Annotated in this window: 18 protein-coding genes and 1 pseudogene; 13 read left to right on the forward strand and 6 right to left on the reverse strand. The window is 70.1% G+C overall.

The window, feature by feature from the left end; genetic code table 11:
* Complete coding sequence (locus OG758_RS43715; RefSeq protein ID WP_326714979.1) at positions 1-1,671, reverse strand: ABC transporter substrate-binding protein; 1,671 nt, start codon at positions 1,669-1,671, stop codon at positions 1-3.
* A gap of 58 nt (positions 1,672-1,729) precedes the next feature.
* On the reverse strand, positions 1,730-2,713 hold the full coding sequence (locus tag OG758_RS43720) for a LacI family DNA-binding transcriptional regulator (protein WP_326714980.1): 984 nt from the start codon (positions 2,711-2,713) through the stop codon (positions 1,730-1,732).
* 189 nt (positions 2,714-2,902) lie between these two features.
* Here OG758_RS43720 and OG758_RS43725 point away from each other — a divergent pair, with 189 nt between their 5' ends.
* Positions 2,903-5,440: a beta-galactosidase gene (locus tag OG758_RS43725; protein WP_326714981.1), complete on the forward strand. Its 2,538-nt coding sequence runs from the start codon at positions 2,903-2,905 to the stop codon at positions 5,438-5,440.
* 56 nt (positions 5,441-5,496) lie between these two features.
* A complete protein-coding gene (locus tag OG758_RS43730; RefSeq protein WP_326714982.1) occupies positions 5,497-6,603 on the forward strand; it encodes a Gfo/Idh/MocA family protein in 1,107 nt (368 codons plus the stop codon).
* A gap of 31 nt (positions 6,604-6,634) precedes the next feature.
* On the opposite strand, the gene OG758_RS43735 is transcribed toward OG758_RS43730, so the two are convergent.
* Positions 6,635-6,955 carry an ABC transporter permease subunit gene (locus tag OG758_RS43735; protein WP_326716232.1) on the reverse strand — a complete coding sequence of 107 codons (321 nt, stop codon included), beginning with the start codon at positions 6,953-6,955 and terminating at the stop codon, positions 6,635-6,637.
* 30 nt (positions 6,956-6,985) lie between these two features.
* The gene (locus OG758_RS43740; protein WP_326714983.1) at positions 6,986-7,876 is read right to left on the reverse strand and encodes a MurR/RpiR family transcriptional regulator; all 891 of its coding nucleotides are present in this window, start codon (positions 7,874-7,876) and stop codon (positions 6,986-6,988) included.
* A 137-nt stretch (positions 7,877-8,013) separates the two neighbouring features.
* On the opposite strand from OG758_RS43740, the gene OG758_RS43745 reads away from it, so the two are divergent.
* From OG758_RS43745 to OG758_RS43770, 6 genes are read left to right on the forward strand one after another with little or no spacing between them, the layout of a single operon-like run.
* Positions 8,014-9,198 (forward strand): C45 family peptidase, encoded by a 1,185-nt coding sequence (locus OG758_RS43745; RefSeq protein WP_326714984.1) that lies wholly within the window; start codon positions 8,014-8,016, stop codon positions 9,196-9,198.
* 13 nt (positions 9,199-9,211) lie between these two features.
* A complete protein-coding gene (locus tag OG758_RS43750; protein WP_326714985.1) occupies positions 9,212-10,870 on the forward strand; it encodes an ABC transporter substrate-binding protein in 1,659 nt (552 codons plus the stop codon).
* A 6-nt stretch (positions 10,871-10,876) separates the two neighbouring features.
* Positions 10,877-11,824, forward strand: coding sequence for an ABC transporter permease (locus tag OG758_RS43755; protein WP_326714986.1), 948 nt, complete (start codon positions 10,877-10,879; stop codon positions 11,822-11,824).
* Positions 11,821-12,672, forward strand: a complete 852-nt coding sequence (locus OG758_RS43760; RefSeq protein ID WP_326714987.1) for an ABC transporter permease — start codon at positions 11,821-11,823, stop codon at positions 12,670-12,672. The genes OG758_RS43755 and OG758_RS43760 overlap by 4 nt, the downstream gene beginning before the upstream one ends.
* Before the next feature lie 2 nt (positions 12,673-12,674).
* Complete coding sequence (locus OG758_RS43765) at positions 12,675-13,664, forward strand: ABC transporter ATP-binding protein (protein ID WP_326714988.1); 990 nt, start codon at positions 12,675-12,677, stop codon at positions 13,662-13,664.
* Positions 13,661-14,488, forward strand: a complete 828-nt coding sequence (locus OG758_RS43770; protein ID WP_326714989.1) for an ABC transporter ATP-binding protein — start codon at positions 13,661-13,663, stop codon at positions 14,486-14,488. The genes OG758_RS43765 and OG758_RS43770 overlap by 4 nt, the downstream gene beginning before the upstream one ends.
* A gap of 102 nt (positions 14,489-14,590) precedes the next feature.
* Here OG758_RS43770 and OG758_RS43775 read toward each other — a convergent pair.
* Positions 14,591-14,737: pseudogene (locus OG758_RS43775) on the reverse strand (family 16 glycoside hydrolase); the annotation flags it as partial.
* 53 nt (positions 14,738-14,790) lie between these two features.
* A complete protein-coding gene (locus tag OG758_RS43780) occupies positions 14,791-15,303 on the reverse strand; it encodes a DinB family protein (protein ID WP_326714990.1) in 513 nt (170 codons plus the stop codon).
* Between the two features lie 257 nt (positions 15,304-15,560).
* Between OG758_RS43780 and OG758_RS43785 the strand changes: the two genes are divergently transcribed.
* The 5 genes from OG758_RS43785 to OG758_RS43805 are packed head-to-tail and all read left to right on the forward strand — an operon-like array spanning position 15,561 to position 23,672.
* Positions 15,561-16,901 carry an ABC transporter substrate-binding protein gene (locus tag OG758_RS43785; protein ID WP_326714991.1) on the forward strand — a complete coding sequence of 447 codons (1,341 nt, stop codon included), beginning with the start codon at positions 15,561-15,563 and terminating at the stop codon, positions 16,899-16,901.
* Complete coding sequence (locus tag OG758_RS43790) at positions 16,898-17,878, forward strand: carbohydrate ABC transporter permease (RefSeq protein ID WP_326714992.1); 981 nt, start codon at positions 16,898-16,900, stop codon at positions 17,876-17,878. The genes OG758_RS43785 and OG758_RS43790 overlap by 4 nt, the downstream gene beginning before the upstream one ends.
* A 30-nt stretch (positions 17,879-17,908) precedes the next feature.
* On the forward strand, positions 17,909-18,721 hold the full coding sequence (locus OG758_RS43795) for a carbohydrate ABC transporter permease (protein ID WP_326714993.1): 813 nt from the start codon (positions 17,909-17,911) through the stop codon (positions 18,719-18,721).
* 50 nt (positions 18,722-18,771) lie between these two features.
* Positions 18,772-21,954 (forward strand): alpha-mannosidase, encoded by a 3,183-nt coding sequence (locus tag OG758_RS43800; RefSeq protein WP_326714994.1) that lies wholly within the window; start codon positions 18,772-18,774, stop codon positions 21,952-21,954.
* 23 nt (positions 21,955-21,977) lie between these two features.
* Positions 21,978-23,672, forward strand: coding sequence for a class I mannose-6-phosphate isomerase (locus OG758_RS43805; RefSeq protein ID WP_326714995.1), 1,695 nt, complete (start codon positions 21,978-21,980; stop codon positions 23,670-23,672).
* Positions 23,673-23,696 lie beyond the last annotated feature (24 nt).

Genomic DNA, 23,696 nt, shown 5'->3' on the forward strand with positions numbered 1-23,696 from the left:
TCAGCCCTGGGCCGGGCGCAGATGCGTGAGGATGATGAGGTTGTCGCCGCCGGCCGCGTACGGGTTCTTCGCGTTCGGCCAGCCCACGGCGCGCGTGGTGTCGTACTGGAACCACTTGGCGCCGTACCAGATCGGGATCATCGGGACGTCGTTCATCATGATCTCGGAGAGGCCCGCGACGGCCTTCTTCTGGGCCTTCTCGGTGGAGGCGGTCCGCAGATCGTCCAGGAGCGCGTCGGTCTTCCTGTCCTTCCAGCGCACCTCGTTGCTGAAGGCTCGCTTCCCGATGGGGGCGGTGCCCGCGCTGCCGAGCGGGTGACCGAAGCCCGTGGACATGTTGCAGTCGCCGCCATGCGCGCCGAACATCATGTCGTAGCGGCCCATGGCACGGTCCTGGTCGTGGACCTCGGACGTGGTGCGGTCCAACTCGACCTGGAGGCCGAGGGCTTTGAGGTTCTTGACGAGGATCTCGGCGGCCGCGACCCAGTCGGTGTACTCCGTGGGCACCTTGAACGCGAACGAGATCGGCTTTCCGTCCTTGCCGAGCCGCCGGCCCTGGGAGTCCCGCTGGTATCCGGCCTTGGTGAGCGCCGCGTCGGCGGCCTTCGGGTCGAACGGGACACGGCCCCCGTTCTTGATGCCCTTGGGCAGCCAGTCCTGCTGGCCGGGAAGTACCAGACTGGTCTGGCTGGCGGTCTTCACATAGCCGAGCTGCGCCTTGCGCGCCACGGTGTCACGGTCGAAGGCGCTGGTGAGCGCGCGGCGGAAGGCGACGTCGTCGAAGGGGGCCTCGGTGAGGTTCATGTAGACGCTCATGACCATGCCCGGCGCGTACCAGTAGTGATGGTGCTTCGGATCCTTGTCGACGTACGACTTCTGGACGTCCGGTATGAACATGCCGTTGGTGTCGTACTCGCCGCGGCCCATCTTCAGCTGCTCGATCTCGGGGGAGCCGTTGTTCTGCTTGAACCGGACCTCTTTGACCTTGACCTTGTCGGCCTGCCAGTAACGGGGGTTGCGTTCGGTGACCACCTGCTGCGGGTTGAAGGACTTCACCTTCATGGGGCCGGTGCCCACCGGGTCCTTGGCGTCGGTGAACTTCGTCGGGTCCTGCACCGTCGACCAGATGTGCTCGGGGACGATGGGCACGGCGGTGATGACGGGGAATCCGGAGGCGCCGGGCTCCTTGAAGGTGAAGGTGACCTGCTTCGCGCCAGTGGCCCGCACCGAGTCGAGCAGTGGCCAGGACCCCTTGGTGTCCAGGACGTCGTACTTCTTGATCATGTTGAAGGTGAAGGCGACGTCCTTCGCGGTGAAGGGCTTGCCGTCGTTCCACTGCACGCCGTCGCGGATGTCGAAGACGAGGGTCTTCGGGTTCTGCCAGTGGTACGACTTCGCCAGCCAGGGGACCTCCTTGCAGCTGTTCTGCTCGATCACGTACAGGGGTTCGTAGACGAAGTTCGAGGCCACCAGCTTCGACGCGTCCAGGAACGGGTTGTAGTTGGCCTGGGGCGCGTTGCCGCCGCCGATGCCCGCGTACGTGATGTGGCTGATCATTCCGCCCGAGTTGACGCTGTCGGCGGTGTCCTCGGTGCCCGTGCATCCTGCGAGCAGCAGGCTCGAACTCGCCAGGCCGGCTATGAACGCAGTGGTGAAGCGTGGCCTCGTCATTGAGATACCTCCGTCGTCTGCGGGTGTCGCGTCTGTTCCGGTGTCCGGTCGTCGGTGCTCAGTTGTCCGAGGGGCCCGCGACCGCCGGGCGGCAGCCGCACGATTCGCGCAGGACGAGCCGGGTCGGGAGCGTGATGTGCCGGGTGACCCGCGGCTCCCCGTCGGCCAGGAGACGGGCCGTGGTGGTGGCGAGTTCGCGGATGGGCTGACGGACCGTGGTCAGTCCCGGCCGCACCATGGCCGCCATATCCATGTCGTCGAATCCTGTGACCGCGAGGTCGTCGGGCACGCGCAGGCCGCGGCCGAGTGCGTTGAGCACCAGCCCGAGCGCGGTCTCGTCGTTGGCGCACATCACCGCGTCGGGCCGCTGTCCGCCGTCCAGGATCTGCTGGGCGGCGATGATCCCGTCGGACTGCTGGAGCCCGACCCGTACGGGCTCGGCGGGTGGAACCACGCCCGCCTCCCGGTGCGCGCCGAGGAACGCCTCCCAGCGGGACGTCACATCGGGGGAACCGTCCGGATTGCCGACGAACGCGAGGCGGCGGTAGCCGTGTTCGACGAGCAGATGCCGGGCCAGCGCCCCGAAGGTGGTGTTGTCCATGGTCACCGTCGTGTGCGCGCCCCGCTCCCGGGCGCACATCACCACCAGCCGCACCTGGCGCGCCACCTGTTCGAGGGCCGCGTCGGACACGGTGCCGGCGAGGATGGCCAGGCCGTCGACGCGGCCGGCGAGATCGATCACCCGCGTGTCGGTCTCCGAGTGGGAGTGGGAGGCGAGCAGGAACATGCTGTCGCCCGACTCCTGCACCTCCTCCTCGAAACCCTGGAGCAGCTCGGAGAAGTACGGGCCCGACAGGCCCGGGAAGACCAGGCCGAGCGCTCCGTGCCGGGTCTCGGCAAGGGCGCGGCCCAGGTGGTTGGGGCGGTAGCCGGACTCCTCGATGATGCGCAGGACCCTCTCGCGCAACTCCGGTGAGACCGTGGCCGAACCCCGCGAGACACGCGAGACCGTGGCGGGCGAAACACCCGCCTGTTGCGCCACCCAGCGCAGTGATACACGGCTATTGCCCATCGTGACGGCCCCCGATATGTTCGGGAAACCGGTTTCGGGAAACCGGTTTCACGGCGATTTCAGGAACGTAGTCCGGCCTTGGCAGGGATGGCAATACCCCTGTCAGGAACCGGGGTTCAGATCTCAGAATTCCGAAAATCACCTGATGGGGACTGTTTCGTGAGTACTTCGCAAGGTTCGGACCGCGCGACACACGGGGCACGGGCGCAGGGTTCCGCGTCCGGGGAACAGGCAGACAGAACAGTCGAGTTCGAGCGACGGCGGCTGCTCGTGGGCGGGGTGCCGAGGATCGTCATGGCCGGGGAGGTGCACTACTTCCGGCTGCGCCGTGAGGACTGGGCCGACCGGCTCGACAAACTGGTGGCGGCAGGCTGCACCGCCGTCGCCAGCTACATGCCGTGGCTGGTGCACGAGACCCCGGACGGCGAGGTGGATCTGACGGGAGCCACCAGCGAGTACCGCGACCTCGTCCACTTCCTCGAACTCGCCGCCGAGCGCGCTCTGTTGGTGATCGCACGTCCCGGCCCGTTCGTCATGGCCGAGCTCAAGAACGAGGGCGTGCCCTTCCGGATCTACCGGGACCACCCCGAGGCAGTGCCGCGCGGCTGGGACGGCGAACCCGTGCCGACCCGCACGCTCGACTACCTGGCCCCCGGCTATCTCTCCCAGGCCGAACGCTGGTTCGCGGCCGTCACGTCCGTACTCGCCGAGCATCAGATCACCCGCGGCGGCCCGGTCGCGGCCCTCCAGCTCGACAACGAGGTCGGCATGCTGACCTGGGTCAGCGGCGCCCCCGAACTCACCGACCGCACCCTGGCCGTGCTGGCGTCGCAGTCCCTTGAGCGGTGGGGCCGCGAGGAGTCCGTACGCCGCTACGGCGCCGACCCCACGGACCTCGCGGCATGGGCGGACCAGTGGCGCTCCGGCGGAACGCTGAGCGGCACCGTGACCCAGCAGCTGACGCTCCACCACGACCTCGCCGACCACCACCGCGACCGGTACGCCGCGTACCTGCTGCGACTGCGCGACGTGGCCCTGGAGCACGGCATCGAGGTCCCGATGCTGGTCAACCTGCACGGCACCGACGCCGCCCGCGGACGCACCTTCCCGATCGGCGTCAGTCAGCTGTCACGCGCGTACGCCGGCATCCCGGGGATGACCTCCGGCTCGGACCACTACCTGTACGACGCGACCGTCGAGAACACCCCCGACCTGTACGTGATGAACGCCTTCATGGCCGCCGTCCACGACGCCGACCAGCCGCTCACCTCACTGGAGTTCGAGGCGGGCACCGGCGACTACGGCGAGGACCTGAGCCGTCAGGCCGTGCCCGAGGCCACCGGCCTCAAAACACGCCTGTGCGTCGCCCAGGGCAACCGGCTGATCAACTATTACCTGTTCAGCGGCGGCCACAATCCGCCCCTGGACGAGCCCGCCGGCGACGGGAACGACCGGATCGCCTTCACCGGTGAACGCCACGGCTTCGCCGCGCCCGTCGACCCCGAGGGCAGGCTCAGCGAGGCGTACACCGGGATCCGGGACGCCGTGCGCGCGGTGCGCGGCAGCGAGCACCTGCTGGCCGACATGGACGAGGCGCACGACGACATCGTCCTCGGTTACGTCCCCGACCACTATCTGACCGAATTCGCCCACCCCGCTTCCGGCGCCCGGCGCGAACAACGCCGCGACATCGAACGCTCGCGGGGCATGGGGCCGCGCGACATCCTGGCTCGCGCCCTCGTCCTCGGACGCCACTCCTTCGCGGCGTGCGACCTCTCCGCGGCGCCGACGTCGTACCGCAGCGAGCTCGATCCGGCCGGACCGGTGCTCGCGCTCGCCACGCCCGCCACGCTGGGCCACGCGGTTCAGGAGCGGCTCGCCGCGTATCTGCGGGCGGGCGGGCGGCTGCTTCTTCACGGGCGGCTTCCGGTCCTCGACGACGACGGCACGCCGTGCACGGTGCTCGCCGACGCGCTCGGTCTCGCCGTCGAGGAGACCGTGGAAGGAACGGGCGGCTACTTCCCGTCCGTACGGGCCACTGGCTGGGCCGGCCCCCAGCCCGAGGTCCGGGTCGGCTTCCTGGAGCGGCTGCGGACCACCGGCACGGACGTGGTCAAGGCCGAACCGCTCGCCCTGGACGTCGCCGACGGCTCGCCCGCCGCGATGGACGTGACCCTCGAAGGAGGTGGCCGGGCCGTCGTGGTGGCCTGCGACTACCCCTGCCACCTGGAGTTCTGGCGCATGCTGCTCGGGCGTCTCGCCGTACGCGCACAGACCGTCGCCGACGGAGCGACGCCCGGACTCGTCACCACGGTCACGGCGGACGCGACGGGCCAGAAGCTCGTCCACCTGATCAATGTCTCCGTGCAGCCGCAGCGCTTCACGCTGACCGTGGCGGGAGAGCTGTACGCCGGTGGCACCGTACTCGAACTGCCCGCCCGCACCGGCCTGATGCTGCCGCTCGACGTCCGTCTCGACGGAGCGGTACTGCGCTGGGCGACAGCCGAACTCGACGAACCGCGGGACGGACCGACGCTGTCGCTGCGCAGGGGCGCGGGGCCCGGCAGCGCGCTTCTCGAGACCGACCGGACGGTCGTCGTCGAAGACGGCGCCCGCACCGAACGCACCGAAGGCGGCGTCCTGGTGACGTGGCCGGGAGGTGCGGACGGCGAGCGACTGGACGTCCGGCTCGCGTGAGCAGATCCACCGCACGACCTTTACCCGATCCGATCGACAGAAGGAGACCGGTTGCGATGGCAGCACTCAAGGTCGGAGTCCTGGGCCTCGGCAGCGTGTTCCAGGGCCCGTACTCATCCCTGATCACCAAGCTCCAGCACGAAGGACGTATCGAGCTGGTGGCGGGGTACGACCCGGACCCCGCCAAGCGGGCGACGACCGCCGAGCGGTTCGGGGCCGACACGTCGTTCACGGACGGCCAGGAACTGATCGACCGAGCCGACCTCGACATCGTCCTCGTCCTGACCAGCATGAACGAGCACGGATCGCTGGCGCGTGCAGCGCTGGAGGCCGGGAAGCACGTCTTGGTCGAGAAGCCGATGGCGACCTCCCTGGAGGAGGCCGCCGAACTCCTCGATGCGGCCGCCGGTGCCCGCGGGCAGCTGGTCTGCGCCCCGCACGTCGCGTTGTCCCCGACGTATCGCGAGATGCACCGGCGCGTGCGCGACGGGGAGATCGGAGAGCTCCATCTGGCCAGGGCCCGTTACGGCTGGTCGGGGCCCTGGTGGGGGCGCTGGTTCTACGAACAGGGCGGCGGCTCGCTCTTCGACCTCGGGGTCTACAACCTCACCAGTCTGTGCGGATTCCTCGGCTCGGTGCGGCGGGTGACCGCGATGGTCGGCGTCGCCGTTCCCAAGCGCGAAGCGGAGGGCGAGCAGGTCACCGTACGCTCCGACGACAACGCGCACATCGTTCTGGACTTCGGGGACGCCCGGTTCGCGTCCATCGCCACCGGCTTCACGCTGCAGAAGTACCGGTCGCCGGCCGTGGAGCTGTACGGCAGCGCCGGGACGATGCAGATGCTGGGCGACGACTGGGCGCCCGAGGGCTTCGAGCAGTGGACCAATGCGCGCGGCTCCTGGGAGATCGTCGGCGAGTCCGACCCCAACTGGCCCTGGACCGACGGCCTGCGTCATCTCGTCGACTCCGTGGAGAACGGCACCCGCACGCTCACCCGGCCCGAGCACGCCTACCACGCACTCGAAGTGATGCTGGCCGCCAAGCGGTCGGCGGAGGAGGGACGCGTCGTGGAGATCCGGAGCACCTTCCCCGACTTCGCGTACGACGGCGCCGAGCAGGCGGTGCGCGACGGCCGGGGCAAGCACGACCCGCGCTTGTCCTGACCCGTAAGAAGCAGCTGCCCCGGCCGGACCGTCACAGTGGTCCGGCCGGGGCAGCTGCCTTTCGCTCTCGTTCACGGAGGGCTCCGGAGAGCATGCCCCGGACGAAGTGGCGCTGGGAGAACAGACAGAGCACGACGATCGGCAGCGAGATCAGTACGGCTCCCGCCGAGAGCGGATTGGCTTGCGTGCCGTAGCGCGTGGAGAAGGCGCCGAGCCCGAGCGTCATCGGCTGGAGCCCCGGATCCGACACCGTGATCAAAGACAGGAAGTAGTCGTTCCAGGTCCACATGGAGCTCAGCAGGACCAGCGTGATCACGGCAGGCCGGGCGATGGGCAGATGAATACGCCACAGCTGTGCGCCGGCCGCAGGGCACGTACCCCGTCAGCCCCGCCGTTTCGGTCGCAGCAGTTGTTCCCGTAGTGCCGTGAGCTGGTGGGAGGAGTCCACCGCGCGGGACTCGTCGAGGGTGGCGAGTGCGAGCAGGAGCGCGTCGGCGACGAGGAGGCCGGTCAGTGACTCCGCCGTGATGCCGGTCGGGGTGTGCGGCGCCGTCAGGACCGCCTCGACCTGGTCCTCGTAAGCCTCGCCCAGTTCGTCCGTCACCAGGACGACCTTGGCGCCGACCGAGCGGGCCCGCTCCATCATCACGGTGAGTTCGACGAGTTGGCGGCCGGGCTGGAAGATGACCACCGCGTCGCCCTGCCCGAGGGCGAGGAGCTGGTCGGCGAGGGCGAAGCCGGTCTCGGAGACGAACCGGGCCCGGCGGCCGATGCGGCCGAGCGCGAGGGCCAGGTGGCGGGCGCCCGGTTCCGAGGCCGCGATTCCGTAGCAGAACACTTCATGCGCTTCGGCGAGTGCGGTCACCGCGCGCTTGAGGGCGACCGGTTCGGTGAGTCGCCGGGTCTGGTCGACGCGCTCGCGGGCCTCGTCGAAGACGTCGGTCCAGATGGAGGCGAAGTCCCGGCCCACGTGCGCGATGCGCTGCTTGAGGCGGACCTCGGGGGCGACGGCGGAGGTGAAGTCGTTGGCCAGTTCGCGCTTGAGGGCGGGCAGCCCCGCGTAGCCGAGGCGCTGGAGCGCCCGGACGACGGTGGCGTTACTGGTGGAGCTCGCCGTACCCAGCTCCTGCGCGCTGGCGAAGAGCAGCTGCTCGACGGGCGCGCTGGCCAGGTACTGCGCCACGGCACGCTCGGAGGTGGACAGTTCCTCCCATTGGTCGCGAATCGCCGCCCGGAGCCGTGTCGCACCGGTCCCGTCTTCTGTAATTTCCATTACGACCATTGACTTCCGTGTGATTGGCGTTACTGTCCTGGGCAGAACGTTCCAAGTGGAGCTCTTTCTGAAATCGACGTTACAGGATCCTCCGGTCCTTCGCCGTCGTTCGGGGGCGCTCCGTCGCGAGGAGAACAATGACACCCCGTCCCACGGAAACCGCCCCCACCCGGGTCCTTCCGGTCATCGAGATCTCCGGCAGCCCGCTCGACCGGGGCCGGCAGTACGGCGAGGCCGTGCGGCCCCAACTGCACGCCGCCCTCGGCTACTACGAGGAGGCCTTCGGCCAGTCCGCCGGACTGACCTGGGACCGCGTCACGGCCCGCGCCGCCCGCTGGCTGGAACCCGTACGCGACTACGCGCCCCACCTCGTCGACGAGATGCGGGGCATCGCGGACGGCGCGGGAGTCGACCTGCTCGACGTCCTCGCCCTGAACGCGCGGGGCGAGGTCATCTACGACAAGTCCTTCGCGCAGATGGAGGCCGACGGCAGGACACCCGAGGAGGAGCCCGCCGAGGGCTGCACCTCCTTCGCCGCCTACGGCGAGGCCAGCGGCGACGGGCACGTCTACGCCGGGCAGAACTGGGACTGGCGCGCCGGGGTCGCGGACACCGTCGTCATGATCCGGATCGTCCAGCCCCCCAAGCCCACTCTGGTCATGCAGGTCGAGGCCGGCCAGATCGGCCGCCAGGGCGCCAACTCCGCCGGGATCGCCTTCAACGCCAACGGCCTCGGCGGCCGCTTCGACGACGCGATCGGGCTGCCCCAGACCGTCGTGCGCCGCAGCGTCCTCGACCAGAGCAACATCACCGACGCCCTCGACGTGCTCTGCCGCACCCGCGCCCACATCGCCAGCAACGCCCTGCTGACCTGCCGCGAGGGCTTCGCCATCGACCTGGAGACCACCCCGGCGGGACACGGCTGGATTTATCCGACCGACGGCCTGCTGGTGCACGGCAACCACTACCAGGCAGGCGTCCCCGCCCAGTTGGCCGCCGCCGGCTACCGGCCCGTGTCGTCCGACTCCCTGGTCCGCGTGCCACGCGCCGAGCAGGGGCTCAGGGCGCTGCGCGGCTCCACAGGGCCCGACGAATCCCGCAAGATCATCCGCCACGCCATGTCCGATCACCTCGGTCTCCCCGAGTCACTGTGCACCCACCCGGACCCCCGGCAGCCGGCCGTCAAGCACTGGACGACACTCGTCTCCTCCCTGGCCGACCTGACCACCGGCGACTACCACGTGACCGCCGGAACCCCCTGCGACCGCGAGTACCAGCACCTCCCCTGGAACCTCTACGACGGCCCGTACGGCCAGAACTGACAGGAAATCAGCGATGACCCACACCAGTTCCAGAAGAAGGGCGGCCGTGGCCGCAGGCCTCGTCGTCGCGACGATCGCCGCGGCCTCGGGTTGTAGCGGAGCCACCCGGAACACCGCGGGCGGCTCCGCGACCGCCGATGCCGCCAAGCTCACCCTCACCCCCACGACCACCGCCGCCAAGGGTGAACTGGCCAACGCCGACTGGCTCCTGGAGGACGAGCCTGACTCGCTCGACCTGGACACCCAGGGCACCAGCGCGGGCCGCGTCGTCCTCACCAACGTCTGCGAACGCCTCTACCAACTGCAGCCGGACATGTCGACGAAACCCCTCCTCGCCGAGAAGGCAAAGACGCCGGACGACAAGACCCTCGTCCTGACCCTGCGCTCCGGTGTCACCTTCCACGACGGCACCCCGATGACCGCCGACGACGTGCTGTGGAGCCTGAAGCGGCACGCCGACCCCGACATGGAACAGGGCGACGAGTTCGGCAACATCGCCGCGATGAAGAAGACCGGCGCCCGGCAGGTCACGATCACCTTCAAGGCGCCGGACGCCATGTTCTTCAAGGCACTCGCGGGCGACGCGGGCATCGTGTGGAACAAGGAGCAGGTCGAGAGGGCCGGCAAGGAGTTCGGCACCCCTGGACAGCCCGACGCCTGCACCGGTCCGTACGAGCTGAGCAGTTGGAAGTCCGGCGACTCCATCACCATCCGCCGCTACGACTCCTACTGGGGCAGGAAGCCGCTGACGAAGCAGGTCACCTTTCGCTGGGCCGCCGACAGTGCCCTCGTCAACGCCCTGACGACCGGCGCGGCCGACGGCGCGTACGCCGAATCGCCCAACACCGCCGCTGCCCTCCAGGGCAAGAAGGGCATCGAGCAGCACTACGGCCCCTCCACCGCGTCGCTCGTCCTCATCCCCACCGAGCGCGGCGGACTGAAGGACGCCAAGGTCCGCCGGGCGCTGTCCCTCGCGCTCGACCGCAAGGGCATCGCCGCGTCCGGCTACGGCGGCATGGTCCAGCCCTGGGGCACCCCGGTCGGCTCCGGCGCCTGGGGCTACGAGAAGCCCGTCTTCGAAACCGCCCAGAAGGCAGTCGACTACGCTCCCGCCAGCCCCTCGGCCGACGATCTCGCCACGGCCAAGCAGCTGGTGAAGGAGTCCGGGGCCGATGCCGCCACCCCGATCGTGATCGGTACGGACGCCAGCCAGGGCCGCACCGTCATCGCCAACGCGGTGCGCGCGGCCCTCCAGCGGATCGGCCTCAAGGGGCAGATCAAGACGGTCCCGACCTCGCAGTTCGAGCAGTTCTACAGTGACCCGCAGGCCCGCGCCGACATCGACGTCCTGGCCGGCGACTGGTACATCTCCAAGGCCGACCCGATGGGCTTCTACGACAACGCCCTGTCCGACTCCTCGAACAACTGGGTCGGCTTCAAGGACGCGGCGTACGACACCGAGGTGAAGAAGGCGCTCGCCACCCTCGACGACGCCGAGCGGGCCGAGCTCGCGGTCGACGTCCAGAAGAAGTTCACCGACGCCGCCGTGTGGATCTCGGTCGCCCAGGTCCCCTCCGTCCTCGTCCTCAACACGAAGCTCACCGGACCGCCCGCCTCCATGGCCTACCTCTACTACCCGTGGGCCGCCGAACTCGGCGCGAAGAAGGGCTGACCGCCGATGCCTGCCCGGATCTCCCGGCGCCTCGCCGGACTGCTCGCCACCCTTGTCGCCGCCTCCTTCGTCATCTTCGCCGCCGTGTACGCGGCACCCGGCGACCCCGCCGTCTTCCTGGCCGGCGGCCGCGACAAACTCACCCCCGAAAAGCTCGACCTGGTGCGCGCGCAGTACCACCTGGACGAGCCGCTCGTCGTGCAGTACGGACGCTGGCTCGGCGACTGTCTCCACTTCGACCTCGGCCGCTCCTTCAAGTACGGCGACCAGGTCGCCGACCTGGTCGCCGCCCGCTTCCCGACGACACTCGCCCTCGTCGCCTACGCGACCGTGCTCTTCGTCGTCCTCGGCGTCGGCGCGGGAATCCTCGCCGCCGTGCGCCGCGGCACCTGGATCGACTCGGCCGTCGTCGGCGGCACGACACTCGCCGCGTCGGTGCCCTCGTTCGTCTCGGCCATCGCCCTGGTCGCCCTGTTCGGCGTGCAGCTGGGCTGGTTCCCGGTGTCCGGCAGCGGCGAGGGCTTCGTCGGCGGCCTGCACCATCTGACCCTGCCCGCCCTCTCGCTCGCGCTGGGCGCGCTCGCCCTGATCAGCCGCGTCACCCGGCAGTCGATGGTCGATGCGGGTGCCGCCGACCACGTGGAGGCCGCCCGCGCCTCCGGCATCCCCGAACGCGAGATCGTGCTCCGGCACATCCTGCGCAACGCGCTCGGCCCGATCGTCACCATGTGCGGCCTCGTCATGGCGGGCATGCTCGCGGGCACCGTCGTCGTCGAGACAGCGTTCGGGATCAGTGGCGTCGGATCACTGCTCGTCGGCGCGATCAACACCCACGACTTCCCGGTCGCGCAAGCCGTACTCCTCCTCATGGTCACCGGCTACATCGTGGTCACCACCCTCGTCGACCTGGTCCACCCGCTGCTCGACCCGCGGGTGAAGGAGGCCGCCGCATGAGCGCCCAGACCCTCGCACCCATCGGCCTGAAAACCGCAAAGGAACGGCGCCCCTTCGGCGTCGTCGTCGCGGGCGGCGTGATGGTCCTCGTCGTACTCGCCGCGGTCCTCGCACCCCTGCTCGCCCCGTACGCACCCGACACCATCGACCTCTCGGCGTCCCTCGTCGGCACGAGCGGCGACCACCTCCTCGGGACCGACTCCTCCGGGCAGGACCTGCTCTCCCGAGTCCTGTACGGAGCCCGCACCAGCCTCATCGCCCCGATCCTGCTGCTGGCCATCGCCGCAATTCTCGGCGTCACCCTCGGCACGCTCGCCGCCTGGCGCGGCGGCTGGGTGGACACCCTCGTCTCCCGCCTCACCGACGTCATGTACGCGTTCCCCGGGCTCCTGTTCACCGTCCTGATCATCGCTGTCTTCGGCTCCGGCATGACGACGTCGGTGCTGGCGCTCGGACTCGCGTACACCCCGACAGTCGCCAAATACACCCGTTCTGTGGCGCTCGCCGAGCGCCGCAAGCCGTACATCGACGCCTACCGGGTCCTGGGCATGGGCGGCGCACGCATCTGCGCCCGCTTCCTCGTCCCCAATCTCGGCCGGTCCGTCGTCGGCTATCTCGTGGTCCTCTTCGGCGAAGCCCTGATGTCCCTGGCCACGCTGTCCTACCTGGGCTTCGGCGCCCAGCCGCCCAGCTCCGACTGGGGACTGATGGTCCAGGAAGGACAGGCCGCCGTCGTCCAGGGCGCGCTCCTGCCCGCACTGGTGCCGGGCTTCGCCATCGCCCTCGTCGTGGTGTCCTTCAACGTCGTCGGGGTCTGGGCCGCCGACCGACTCGGCAGCAGGAAGTAGCCATGCTCCTCGACATCGACAACCTCACCCTCCAACTGCCCGGCACCGCCCGGCCCGTCCTCAACGGCGTCTCCCTCCAGGTGGCGAGCGGCGAAGTGGTCGGCCTGGTGGGCGAGTCCGGCTCGGGCAAATCCACCACCGCCAAGGCGGCCCTGCGCACGCTGCCCGACGGAACAGCCATCTCCGGATCCGTACGCGTCGACGGCACGGACGTCCTCGCCCTGACCGGCGACGACCTGCGCCGCCACCGCTCCCGTACGGTCGCCATGGTTCACCAGGACCCACGCTCCGCCCTCAACCCGGTGCGCCGCGTCGGCGACTTCCTCGTCGAACGGCTGACGGGAACCGGCCTCGACAAGAAGACGGCCCGCACCCGGGCCGTCGAACTCCTCGACACCGTCGGCCTCTCCGAGCCCGAACGCCGGGCCCGCCAGCGCCCGCACGAACTGTCCGGAGGCATGCTCCAGCGCGTCGTCATCGCCGGCGCCCTCGCCGCCGACCCCAGGCTGCTGCTCGCCGACGAGGCGACCAGCGCCCTGGACGTCACCACCCAGGCGGAAATCCTCTCGCTCCTGCGCACCCTGCGTGCCGACCGGAGCCTCGGACTCCTGTTCATCACGCACGACCTCCACCTCGCCGCCGCGTACTGCGACCGCGTGTACGTCATGTACGCGGGCCGGGTTGTCGAGCAACAGCCGGCCACCCAGCTCTTCGACCGGCCACGCCACCCCTACACGAAGGGACTGCTCGCCTGCTCGCCGACGCTGGGGGAGGGGCGGCGCGACCTGCGCCCGATCCCCGGGCGCCCGCCGTCCCTCGCGGACACGTTCGGCGGCTGCGAGTTCGCGGACCGCTGTGCCGACGCGGAACCGGCGTGCTCGACCTGGTCGCCCGAGCCGTCGCCCTTGTCCGGCGAGGGCAGCGCGACCTGCCGCCGACTGCCCGAACTCGCCGGCCCGGGCCCGGCCCCACTGAAGAGGAGCGCCCGATGACCGCCGAAGTACCGCAGGACGCCCCGCTGTTGGCGGTGGAGGGACTGCACAAGACGTACGGTCTGCCCGGCGGAGGACGTCTCACCGCTGCCGACAGCGTCACCTTCACCGTCCCGGCGGGCGGCTCGCTCGGTATCGTCGGCGAGTCCGGATCCGGCAAGACGACCGTCGCGCGCATGCTCGTGGGCCTCGTACGGCCCGACGCCGGCACCGTCTCCGTAGCGGGGCGGACCCGCACACCACGCACCCCGCGCGGCAGCCGGGTACGCCTCGCGCGGGCCCGCGAGATCCAGATGGTCTTCCAGGACCCGTACGTGTCCCTGGACCCCCGGCTCACGTCCCGCCAGTGCCTGACCACGGCCCTGCGCCTGCACGGCCGGGACGAGTCCCTCGCCGACGCACTCCTGGAACAAGTAGGCCTCGGCGCACGCGAGTCGGGAGCCAGGCCGCACGGCATGTCCGGCGGCCAGCGCCAGCGGCTCGCCATCGCGCGAGCCCTGGCGGTCGACCCCAAGGTGCTGGTCCTCGACGAGGCGGTGGCCGCGCTCGACGTGTCGATCCAGGCACAGATCCTGCACCTGCTCGAAGAGATCCGCCGTGACACCAGGGTCGCTCTCGTCTTCGTCAGCCACGACCTGGCGGTCGTCCAGCACATCACGGACGAGGTCGTGGTCATGCGTCGAGGCACCGTGGTCGAACAGGGTCCGACAGCAGATGTCCTGGCCGCCCCGCAGGACCCGTACACGCGGCTCCTGCTCGCCTCGGTGCCGCGCGCGGGCTGGGATCCGGCGGACGTGGTGAGGGCGCGGGCGGCCACGGTGTGAACGCTCTGATCGGTTGAGTTCGTCGGGTGTGCCGGTGGGCGGCACCCCGCCGACGGCCCGGTGACGGGGCAGTCCGCAGGGTGCCCTGCGGAAACAACCGGGTCAGGACAGTGGCTCCACCCACACATCCCGGAACCGCACCTTGTCCCCGTGGTCCTGGAGCCGGATCGCCCCGGCCGCCGCGGACTCAGGGTCGCCCGCGCCGGTCGGGCCGTCGACCGCCACGTCGTCGTGGACCTTCTTGCCGTCAGCCGGCGCGGGCGCTCACCTAGGTAGGGCGATCGGAGCTGCCTGATCCGGAGCTACACGCCGGTGGTGCCGTCGATGCGTTCCCGAAGCAGGTCGGCGTGGCCGTTGTGACGGGCGTACTCCTCGATCATGTGGACATAGATCCAGCGGAGGCTGACGGCCTGCTCCATGAAGCAGCCGGTGTCGGTCAGAGCGCGGTCGGCGCAGAGTTCGCGAGCTCGGGCCATCTCCGTGTGCCAGGTGGCGAGGGCGTCCCCCAGGGTTGCGCCCTCAGCCAGCGCGAAGCCACCGTCGGGGGCGGACGGGTCGGCCTGCGAATCGTAGATGGGCGGGGCCTGTTCCCCGGCGAACACTCGGCGGAACCAGTTCCGCTCCACCTCGGCCATGTGCTGGACGAGGCCGGTCAGAGTGAAGCCGGACGGTGGCACGGGCGCGAGAGCAGCCTGCTCATCGTCCACGCCCTCACACTTCATCGCCAGTGTGGTGCGGTGAAAGTCGAGCCAGCTCTCGAGCGTGATGCGCTCGTCGGCGTTCAGGGGCGGCATGGGGCGTTCGAAGGCGCTCATCGGTCGATTATCGCCCGCAGTTGGTACTGGCGGAGGTGTCGGTGTCGGTGCTTCGGCCGGGTGTGGCGGACGGGGCGGAGCCAGGCTCGGTGAAGGTGCCGGCCGCGTCCGTCGGACGCCCGACGCATGCCGGAGAGCGGCCCCCAAAGATCCGATGCGACGCGGCCATTGACATCGACCCGGCCCCGGGGTCAAGCTCCCCGAAACGAGTGTTAACGATACCACGATCTTGGTCAACAGCCTGAGGGAGCCGCCCCATGACAGGCCGTCACCCGCCCATCGCACCCGCTCGGACGCCCACCGGACGTACCTTCCCCAGCCGCCGCACGCTCCTGCGCGCCGCCGTGGCCGGCACCTCCGCCGCCGTTGCGGCGCCACTGGTCACCGCGTGCGGCACTGCCGCCGGACAGCCGCCCGGCAAGGTGGCCCTGCACGGGGACAACCCGTCATGGGCCGCACCCCTCAAGGCGGCGGGCGAGGCGATGCGCTCGGTCGACGGCCTCGAACTCGTTCCTGAGGTCATCCCGTCCCTCGAGTCCTTCGAACAGGTCGTCAAGTCCTCGCTGCGCACGAGCAAGACACCGGACATGCTCAAGTACTGGTCCGGCTATCGCCTGCAGGATCTGGCCCGCACCGGCGGCGTCGTCGACCTGTCGGTCCACTGGGAGAGCGCGGCCCGCAAGGGCTGGGTCGACCCGGCGCTGCGCTCCGCGGTCAGTTACCGCGGCCGCGTCTACGGCCTTCCGATGAACCTGGCTTACTACGTCTTCTTCTACAACCCCGAGGTCTTCCGTGCCAACGGCCTGACGAAGCCGGAGACGTGGGACGACTTCCTGCACGTCGCCGGCCGGCTCAAGCGTGCCGGCATCACGCCGCTGCACGGCACCACTGCAGGGCGGTGGCCGGCGTTCATCTGGTTCCAGGAGATCCTCACCCGCCAGGACCCGCAGTTCTACGAGGACCTCCTCAACGGGCGGGCCCGCTACACCGATCCGCGCGCCGAACGGGCCCTTCGCACCATCGCGTCCTTCTTCGACAAGGACTGGTTCACGTCGATGGACATGGACCACGCCGCGGCCGCCGCGGGCGTGGTGCACGGCAAGGTCGGCATGGTGCCCTGCGGGAGCTGGCTGGGCGGCACCTTCGCGGGCGTCGGCGGCAAGCCGGGCAAGAACGTCGACGCGTTCGTCCTGCCGATGCAGAACACCCGGGTCCGCCCCGCCACCGTCTTCGAGACCAGTGCCCTGGTCTGCACGGTCAAGGGGCCCGACCGCGACGAGGCCTACCGCGCCGCCGGAGCCTGGCCGCACCCGCGGGTGATGAAGGCTTTCTCGCACACGCTGCAGGACGGCTGCCCCAACCCGACGGTGCCGCCCGCCAACACGATCATCGACGGCGTGGCCACGACGGTGCGGGAGAGCAAGGCCCGTCTGCTCAATCGCTTCTGGGAGCTCGGGCCGCCCGAGCTGGTCGAGTCCACGGTCGACGACCTGGCCGGATTCCTGATCGATCCGTCCTCGTACCGGAAGGTGCTGCGGACCATGCAGGGCCGGGCCGACGAGGCCTGGACGGTGTGGAAGGAGGCGGAAGGCTCATGACGGACACTGCGAGCGTGCCCCCCGCGGCCGGACTGACGAAGGCACCTCCGGTGCGACGCCGGATCCCCACCCGTACACCGCATCAGGCGAAGGGGCGGGCCCGTGGCGGCGGCCGGCTGGGAGGACCCCTCAGCGGTCTTCCCTGGGCGCTGCCCGCACTGCTCCTCGTCGGTGTGCTGCTCGTGTACCCGTTCTTCCGCAGCGTCTACGGCAGCCTCTTCGAGGACAACGGCTTCACGAGCCACTACACGGGCCTCGACAACTACGTACGGCTCGCCGAGGATCCGATCTTCGGCCGTTCGCTGCTGAACACCGTGATGTGGGTGGCGGGCACGCTCCTGCTGCCCGTCGTGGCCGGTCTCGCCATCGCCGTGGCGACGCACCGGATGCGCTTCGGGCGGATCGCGCAGCTGGTCGTCGTGCTGCCGTGCGCGATCTCGGGTGCCGCGACCGCCGTGTTGTGGAAGTTCATCCTCACCTCCGAGGGCTCGCTCAACCAGGTGCTGCAGGGCCTCGGCCTGGACTCGTTGGTCCGGCCCTGGCTTCTCGAATGGCCGCAGAACACCCTCTCGATGATCGTGGCCAGCACCTGGCAGGCCACCGGGCTGAACGTCGTCCTGTTCGCCATCGGCCTGAGTGCCATCCCGCGGGAGACCGTCGAGGCGGCCGAGCTGGACGGCGCCACCGGATGGCGGATGTTCCGCCACATCACGCTGCCTCAACTGCGGTCCGTGAGCGTGGTGGTGATCGGTATGGCCATCGTCAACAGCCTCAAGGCCTTCGACATGATCTGGGTGCTCACCCAGGGCGGCCCCGCCCGCTCCTCCGAGACCCTGGCCCTGACCATGTACCGCGAGTCCTTCCGGCTCTTCCACGTCGGGTACGGCTCCGCCGTCGCCCTCGTCCTGTCCGTCATCGTCGTCGCGTCCTCATGGATGTACCTGCGCCGGCAGATGCCCGAGACGTCCCCGCGCTGATCCGAGCCGCTCGACAAGGAGTGACATCCCGTGGGAAGGACCTTCCGCAATCTTTTCGTCGCCGGCTGTGTGGTGCTCTGGCTGATCCCCATGTACTTGCTGGTAGTCAACGCGCTGACGCCGGTCACCGAGTACGCCGGCCAACCCGACTGGGCCCCCCGGGGCTTCGCGCTGTGGGACAACCTCTCGACCGCCTGGAGCCAGGCGGGCATCGGCGACAGCTTCCTCAACTCAATGGCGTACGCCGTGGTGTGCGGCGCCGCCGCCGTGATCGTCGCCGCCATGGCCGCCTTCGCCGTGGTCGTGCTGCCCATCCCCAAGCCCGCGTTCTGGTTCTGGCTCATCTACTCCGGGACCCTCTTCCCGCTGCAGATGTTCCTGGCGCCGCTGTTCGGCATGTACGCCGACGGCAATCTCTACGACACCCGGCTCGGCCTGATGCTCGTGTACGCGGCGTGGGCCGTCCCGTTCGCTTTCTTCCTCATCCGCAACCAGATGACCACGATGCCGCCGGAGATCACCGAGGCGGCCATGATCGACGGCGCCTCGTTCCGGCGCATCTTCTGGCGCATCCATGTGCCGTTGATGGGTTCCAGCCTGGGGGCGGCGTTCATCTTCCAGTTCACCGCCGTCTGGAACGACCTGCTGTTCGGCATCACGCTGAGCCGCAGCCCCGACATCCAACCGGTGATGGCGGCCCTCACCTCGCTCAACAACGCCTACGCCTCCTCGGGCCCGCCCGTCATCCTGGCCGGCGCATTGATCGTCTCGCTGCCCACGCTCGTCGTCTTCCTGACGTTCCGGGGCCTGTTCCTGCGCGGCGTCACCGCGAGCGCACGCTGAGCCCGAGCTCCCCAACCCGACCTGCTCTCACCCGACTTGGAGATGTCCGCATGACCACACGGGCCCTCGTCCGTACCACCGACTGGGACAACGACCGGATTCGCGAGAGCCTGCGCGGCTCCGTCGTCAGCGCGGAAGGCAGCCTGGGCGGAAGCGCGCTGCGGCTGACCACCGAGCCGCTGATGCGCCGGGCGGAAGGGGGTGGCCTGCTGCAGTCCCTCCGGGTGGAGGCGGTGAACGGCTCCTCGATACCGGCCGACCTCGCCGTGCGCACCGCCTCCGGGGCGCTGCTGTCCGCCGAGCGCATTCCCGGGCCGGGCGGGTCCGTCCGGCTGCTGTTGCCCGCCGTCGACACGGCGCAGCGGGTCACGCTGACCCTGCCGGAAGGGGCGGGTGGCGACGGGATCGACGTGACGCTCACCCCGCAGCGCCAGTGGACCATCCACCTGGTGCACCATTCGCACCTGGACATCGGCTACACCGACCCGCAGGGCCGGGTGCTCGCCGAACACCTCTCGTTCCTCGACTCGTGCCTGGAGCTCACCCAGGCCACCGACGACTGGGCACCCGAGTCCCGGTTCCGCTGGTGCGTCGAGTCCCTGTGGTCCTTCAAGCAGTGGGCCGACGCACGTCCGGCGGAACAGGTGGAGGAGTTCGTCGAGCGGGTGCGCGAGGGCCGGATCGAACTCACCGCGATGCCGTTCAACCTCCACACCGAGACCTGTTCCACCGACGAGCTGCACGAACTGCTGCGCCTGGCCCACGACGTGCGCGAGCGGTACGGCATCCCCTTCACCTCAGCCATGCAGACCGATGTGCCCGGCTCCGTCGTGGGCCTCGTCGACGCGCTGAGCTCGGCAGGCGTCAAATACCTCTCCGTAGCGCACAATTGGGCCGGACGGTCGGTACCGCACCTGGTGGGCGGGGAGAAGCTGCCCCGCCTCTTCCGCTGGCGTGCGCCGAGTGGCAACAGCCTGCTCGTCTGGGTCACGGACACCCCGCACGGCCTGGCCTACATGGAGGGCCCGCTCCTCGGCTTCGACACCGACTACTCCAGCGTCGACGACTTGCTCCCGGCCTACCTGACCTCACTCGCCACCAACCCGTACCCCTACCGCGGCGGGGTCTTCGGCTGGGCCATGGACCAGGAGGAGATCAAGCGCGAGCCCTACCCGTGGGACGTACTGCACCTGCGCGTGCAGGGCAAGTTCGGCGACAACGCCCCGCCCCGACGGATCATCGCCGACACGGTGCGCCGCTGGAACGAGACCTGGGCCTACCCGCAGCTGCGGCTCTCGCGCAACGAGGACTTCTTCACCGACGCCGAGTCCCGGCTCGGCGACCGGATCCGCACCTTCGAAGGCGACTGGACCGACTGGTGGGTGGACGGAGTGGGCTCCGGAGCCCACCCCTTGTCCCTGGCCCGTACCGCACAGGCCGTCGTCGCCGACGCGCAGACCCTCGGCACCTTCGCGGGCGTCCTCGACGCCTCAGGAGCAGCCGACGACACCCGCGACGCGACCGGCGTGTATGAGGCCGTGTCACTGTTCGACGAGCACACCTGGGGCGCCGGAGACCCATGGACGCACGGCCACGACCACGGCCACTCCGGGGAGCAGCAGTGGCACTGGAAGTACGGGCAGGCCCTGCGTGCCCACGACGACGGGCAGTCGCTCCTGAACCGGGCGGGGGCCCGCCTGGGCCAGCGCCTCGCCCGTCCCGCCGACGCCCCGGCCTCCTACCATGTGGTCAACACCTGCTCCTGGCCGCGCACCGACGTCGCCCAGATCTTCCTCCCGGAGTCCAGCGTCCCGCTGGAACGGTCCGTGGCCGTGCACGACGCCCGTACCGGCGAGCGCCTGCGGCACGAGGAGCGCCCGCAGATCAACGACACCCACCGCGACGCCGGCCGCTTCCTGCTGGTCCGCGTCGACGACGTGCCGCCCGCCGGTTCCGTCCGCCTCGACGTGCTCACGGTCGACGACGAGGGTGCGAGCGCGGGGGAGGAGGACGCTTCGGTCAAGGCCGCCACCGGATGGAACCCCACCGGTGGCACCGAGCGCGAGAACCCGGCCCACAGTGCCGCCGCGGCCCACGCGCACCCCGATCCGCTGCTCCTCCAGAACGAACACCTCGCTGTCCGGGTCGACCTGGCCGGTGCGTGTATCGCCTCCGTCGTGGACAAGGCGAGCGGGCGCGAGCTGGTACGCGCGGACTCGATCACCGGCTTCAACGCCTATATCCACGACAGTTACACCACCGCGGGCGGCTTCAACCACAACTCCAGCCGGACCACCGCTTCCGACCGCCTCGAACACCTGGGCAACCGTTCCGTCGCCCCGCCGGCCGCCCTCATCGCCCGCCACTCCACGGCCACCGCCGAGACACTCACGTACGAGACGCGTCCGCCGGGCGCCAACCGGGTGCGCACCACCCTCACCCTGCCGCACGGCGTGGGCCGCCTCGACATCGAGAACCAGGTCGACAAGGACGCAACCCTCGGCAAGGAAAGCGCCTACTTCGCCTTTCCCTTCGCCTTCGAGACGCCCACGGTGCGCATGGAAGCCTCCGGCGGTGCGACCGGCACCGGACTGCCGGTCATTCCCGGCTCCGCGCTGCACATGCGGGCCGTGCGCCGCTGGATCACTCTGCAGGAGGACGATCTCGCCGTCGCCTGGGCCACGCAGGACGCACCCCTGGTCCAGTTCGGCAACATCGCCCTGCCGTACGCGCCGTTCCCCAAGACCATGGGCCACGACGAGCCGGCGACGGTCTACTCCTGGATCCACAACAACCTCTGGGACACCAACTTCCCCAGCGAGCAGGCCTTCGAGTTCACCTTCCGCTACAGCCTCTCCAGCACGCGCAGCGCCGATGCCGCCGGCCTCGGCCCGCGCACCGCGGCCGGTATCTCACGTCCGCTGCACGCGGTTCGGGCCCGCGGACCGGTGTCCGACCAGGCGGCGGACGGGCTGGGTTTCGTGACGGTGGGAGACCCGCGTGTACGTCTCGTCGGAGCCACCACCCCCGACGCGGACGGAGCCGTGCTGCTGCGCCTGCAGTCCTTCGCCGAGGAACCGGTCGCGTGCCCGGTGCGCGCACTCTTCCCTGTCTCGGAGGCGCGAAGCGCCGACTACCACGGCCGGGCCGCGGACGAACTGACAGTCCGGGACGGCGAGGTCACCGTCGACCTGCCCGCCCTCGGTACGGCCGCGGTGCTCTTCCGCCGCTGACACCCACGCCCGAAGGAGGCTCTGTGTACCGGCTCGACCCGCGATACGCCCCCGCTCCGCAGGCCGTTCTGAGCACCGGCTGGCAGGCGGTGGCCGCTCAACTCCCCATGGGCCCGGCGGTTTTGGCCGTGGAGGGATCACCGTCCGTCGACTGGGACGCGCTCGGCGAGCAACTGCGCCGTGAACTCGCCGCCCGAGGTATCCCGGTTGCCCTGCTCGACGTGCGCGCCCACTACGCGCCACCCGCCGAGATCCGCAAGCGCACCGAGCGGCCGGAGGACGAGGAAGACCCCTACTTCCGCAAGCTCGCCGACAACCCTCTCGGTGACCTCTTCGACACCCTCCCCACGCCGATCCCGCCGAACGAGGGTCTGCTCATCGTCCACGGGCCCGGCGCCGCGCTCGTCGACCACCACCTGCTCTGGTACGCCGACGTGCCCAAGCGGTACGCGGAGGCGTCCGCGGTCGCGGGCGCCGGCGGAGTGAACCTCGGCCTTCCGGGCGAGAAGCCCGACCTGCGGCGGCTGTTCTACAGCGACTGGCCGATGCTCGACCGGCACCGGGACGCGCTGGCCCACCGGCTCGACGGCTGGCTCGACATGCAGAACCCCGAACACCCGGTGTCGCTCGACGGGCCCGGACTCCGGGCCACGTACGCCGCTCTCGCGCGCAAGCCGGTGCGAACCCGCCCCTACTTCAACTCCACTCCATGGGGCGGGCATTGGGCCCAGCGCACGCTCGGCTTCAACCCCGACGCGCGCAACACCGCCCTCGGCTACGAGCTGATCGCGCCCGAGGCGGGCATCCTCGTCGGCACCGGGCCCGAGGCCCAGGCCGAGGTGCCGTTCCAGCTCATGTGCGTCCTGGAGCCGGACCGCGTCCTCGGCCAGGAGGTCCATGCCCGCTTCGGCACGTCGTTCCCCCTCCGGTTCGACTACCTCGACACCGTCGGCGGGGGCAACCTCTCGGTGCACTGCCACCCCAAAGAGCCGTACATGCGCGAACGGTTCGGCTGGCCCTACACCCAGCACGAGACCTACTACATGACGCTCGGCAGCCCCGACACCGAAGTGTTCCTCGGCCTGCGCGAGGACGCCGACGTCGAGGCGTTCCGCGACCAGGTACGGAAAGCCGCGACGGGCGGCACACCCCTCGACGTGGAGGACCACATCCTGACGTTCCCCGCCGAACAAGGCCGACTGTTCATGATTCCCGCAGGCACCCCGCACGCCAGCGGGGCCGGCAACCTCGTCCTGGAGATCAGCGCGACGCCCTACCTTTACAGCCTGCGGTTCTACGACTGGTTGCGACCCGACGCCGACGGCAACCCGCGCCCGCTGCCCTACGAGCACGGCTTCGCCAACCTGGAGACCGGACGGCGCGGCGACGCTGTCGCCCGCGACCTGGTGCAGCAGGCGCGCACCCTGCGCACCGGCACGGGCTGGCGGGAAGAGGTCATCGGCGCACTGGAGGAGATGTTCTACGAGGTCAGGAGGTATGTGCTCGACGCCGGGGCCGAAGCCCATGACGACACCGCGGGACGGTTCCACATCCTGAACGTCGTCGAGGGTGACGGCGTGAGCGTGCACACCGCGGCAGGCGACCGGCACGAGCTGGCGTACGCGGAGACGCTCACCGTTCCGGCCGCCGTGGGCCGGTACTCCGTGCGAGCGGCGGACGGGGGACCGGTCCGGGTGGTGAAGGCCCTCGTCCGTTGATCCCCGTCCTTGAACGTCCCAGGC

Origin of the sequence: Streptomyces sp. NBC_01474 (assembly GCF_035918215.1) — a bacterium.
In the GTDB taxonomy this organism is placed as follows: Bacteria; Actinomycetota; Actinomycetes; order Streptomycetales; family Streptomycetaceae; genus Streptomyces; species Streptomyces aureus.

Bases quoted from the DNA above. Each gene is read 5' to 3' on its own strand.
- OG758_RS43765 (WP_326714988.1), top strand. From the start codon at position 12,675: ATGCTCCTCGACATCGACAACCTCACCCTCCAACTGCCCGGCACCGCC.
- OG758_RS43800 (WP_326714994.1), top strand. From the start codon at position 18,772: ATGACCACACGGGCCCTCGTCCGTACCACCGACTGGGACAACGACCGG.
- OG758_RS43755 (WP_326714986.1), top strand. From the start codon at position 10,877: ATGCCTGCCCGGATCTCCCGGCGCCTCGCCGGACTGCTCGCCACCCTT.
- OG758_RS43785 (WP_326714991.1), top strand. From the start codon at position 15,561: ATGACAGGCCGTCACCCGCCCATCGCACCCGCTCGGACGCCCACCGGA.
- OG758_RS43780 (WP_326714990.1), bottom strand. From the start codon at position 15,303: ATGAGCGCCTTCGAACGCCCCATGCCGCCCCTGAACGCCGACGAGCGC.
- OG758_RS43760 (WP_326714987.1), top strand. From the start codon at position 11,821: ATGAGCGCCCAGACCCTCGCACCCATCGGCCTGAAAACCGCAAAGGAA.
- OG758_RS43715 (WP_326714979.1), bottom strand. From the start codon at position 1,671: ATGACGAGGCCACGCTTCACCACTGCGTTCATAGCCGGCCTGGCGAGT.
- OG758_RS43750 (WP_326714985.1), top strand. From the start codon at position 9,212: ATGACCCACACCAGTTCCAGAAGAAGGGCGGCCGTGGCCGCAGGCCTC.
- OG758_RS43730 (WP_326714982.1), top strand. From the start codon at position 5,497: ATGGCAGCACTCAAGGTCGGAGTCCTGGGCCTCGGCAGCGTGTTCCAG.
- OG758_RS43740 (WP_326714983.1), bottom strand. From the start codon at position 7,876: ATGGAAATTACAGAAGACGGGACCGGTGCGACACGGCTCCGGGCGGCG.
- OG758_RS43745 (WP_326714984.1), top strand. From the start codon at position 8,014: ATGACACCCCGTCCCACGGAAACCGCCCCCACCCGGGTCCTTCCGGTC.
- OG758_RS43790 (WP_326714992.1), top strand. From the start codon at position 16,898: ATGACGGACACTGCGAGCGTGCCCCCCGCGGCCGGACTGACGAAGGCA.
- OG758_RS43770 (WP_326714989.1), top strand. From the start codon at position 13,661: ATGACCGCCGAAGTACCGCAGGACGCCCCGCTGTTGGCGGTGGAGGGA.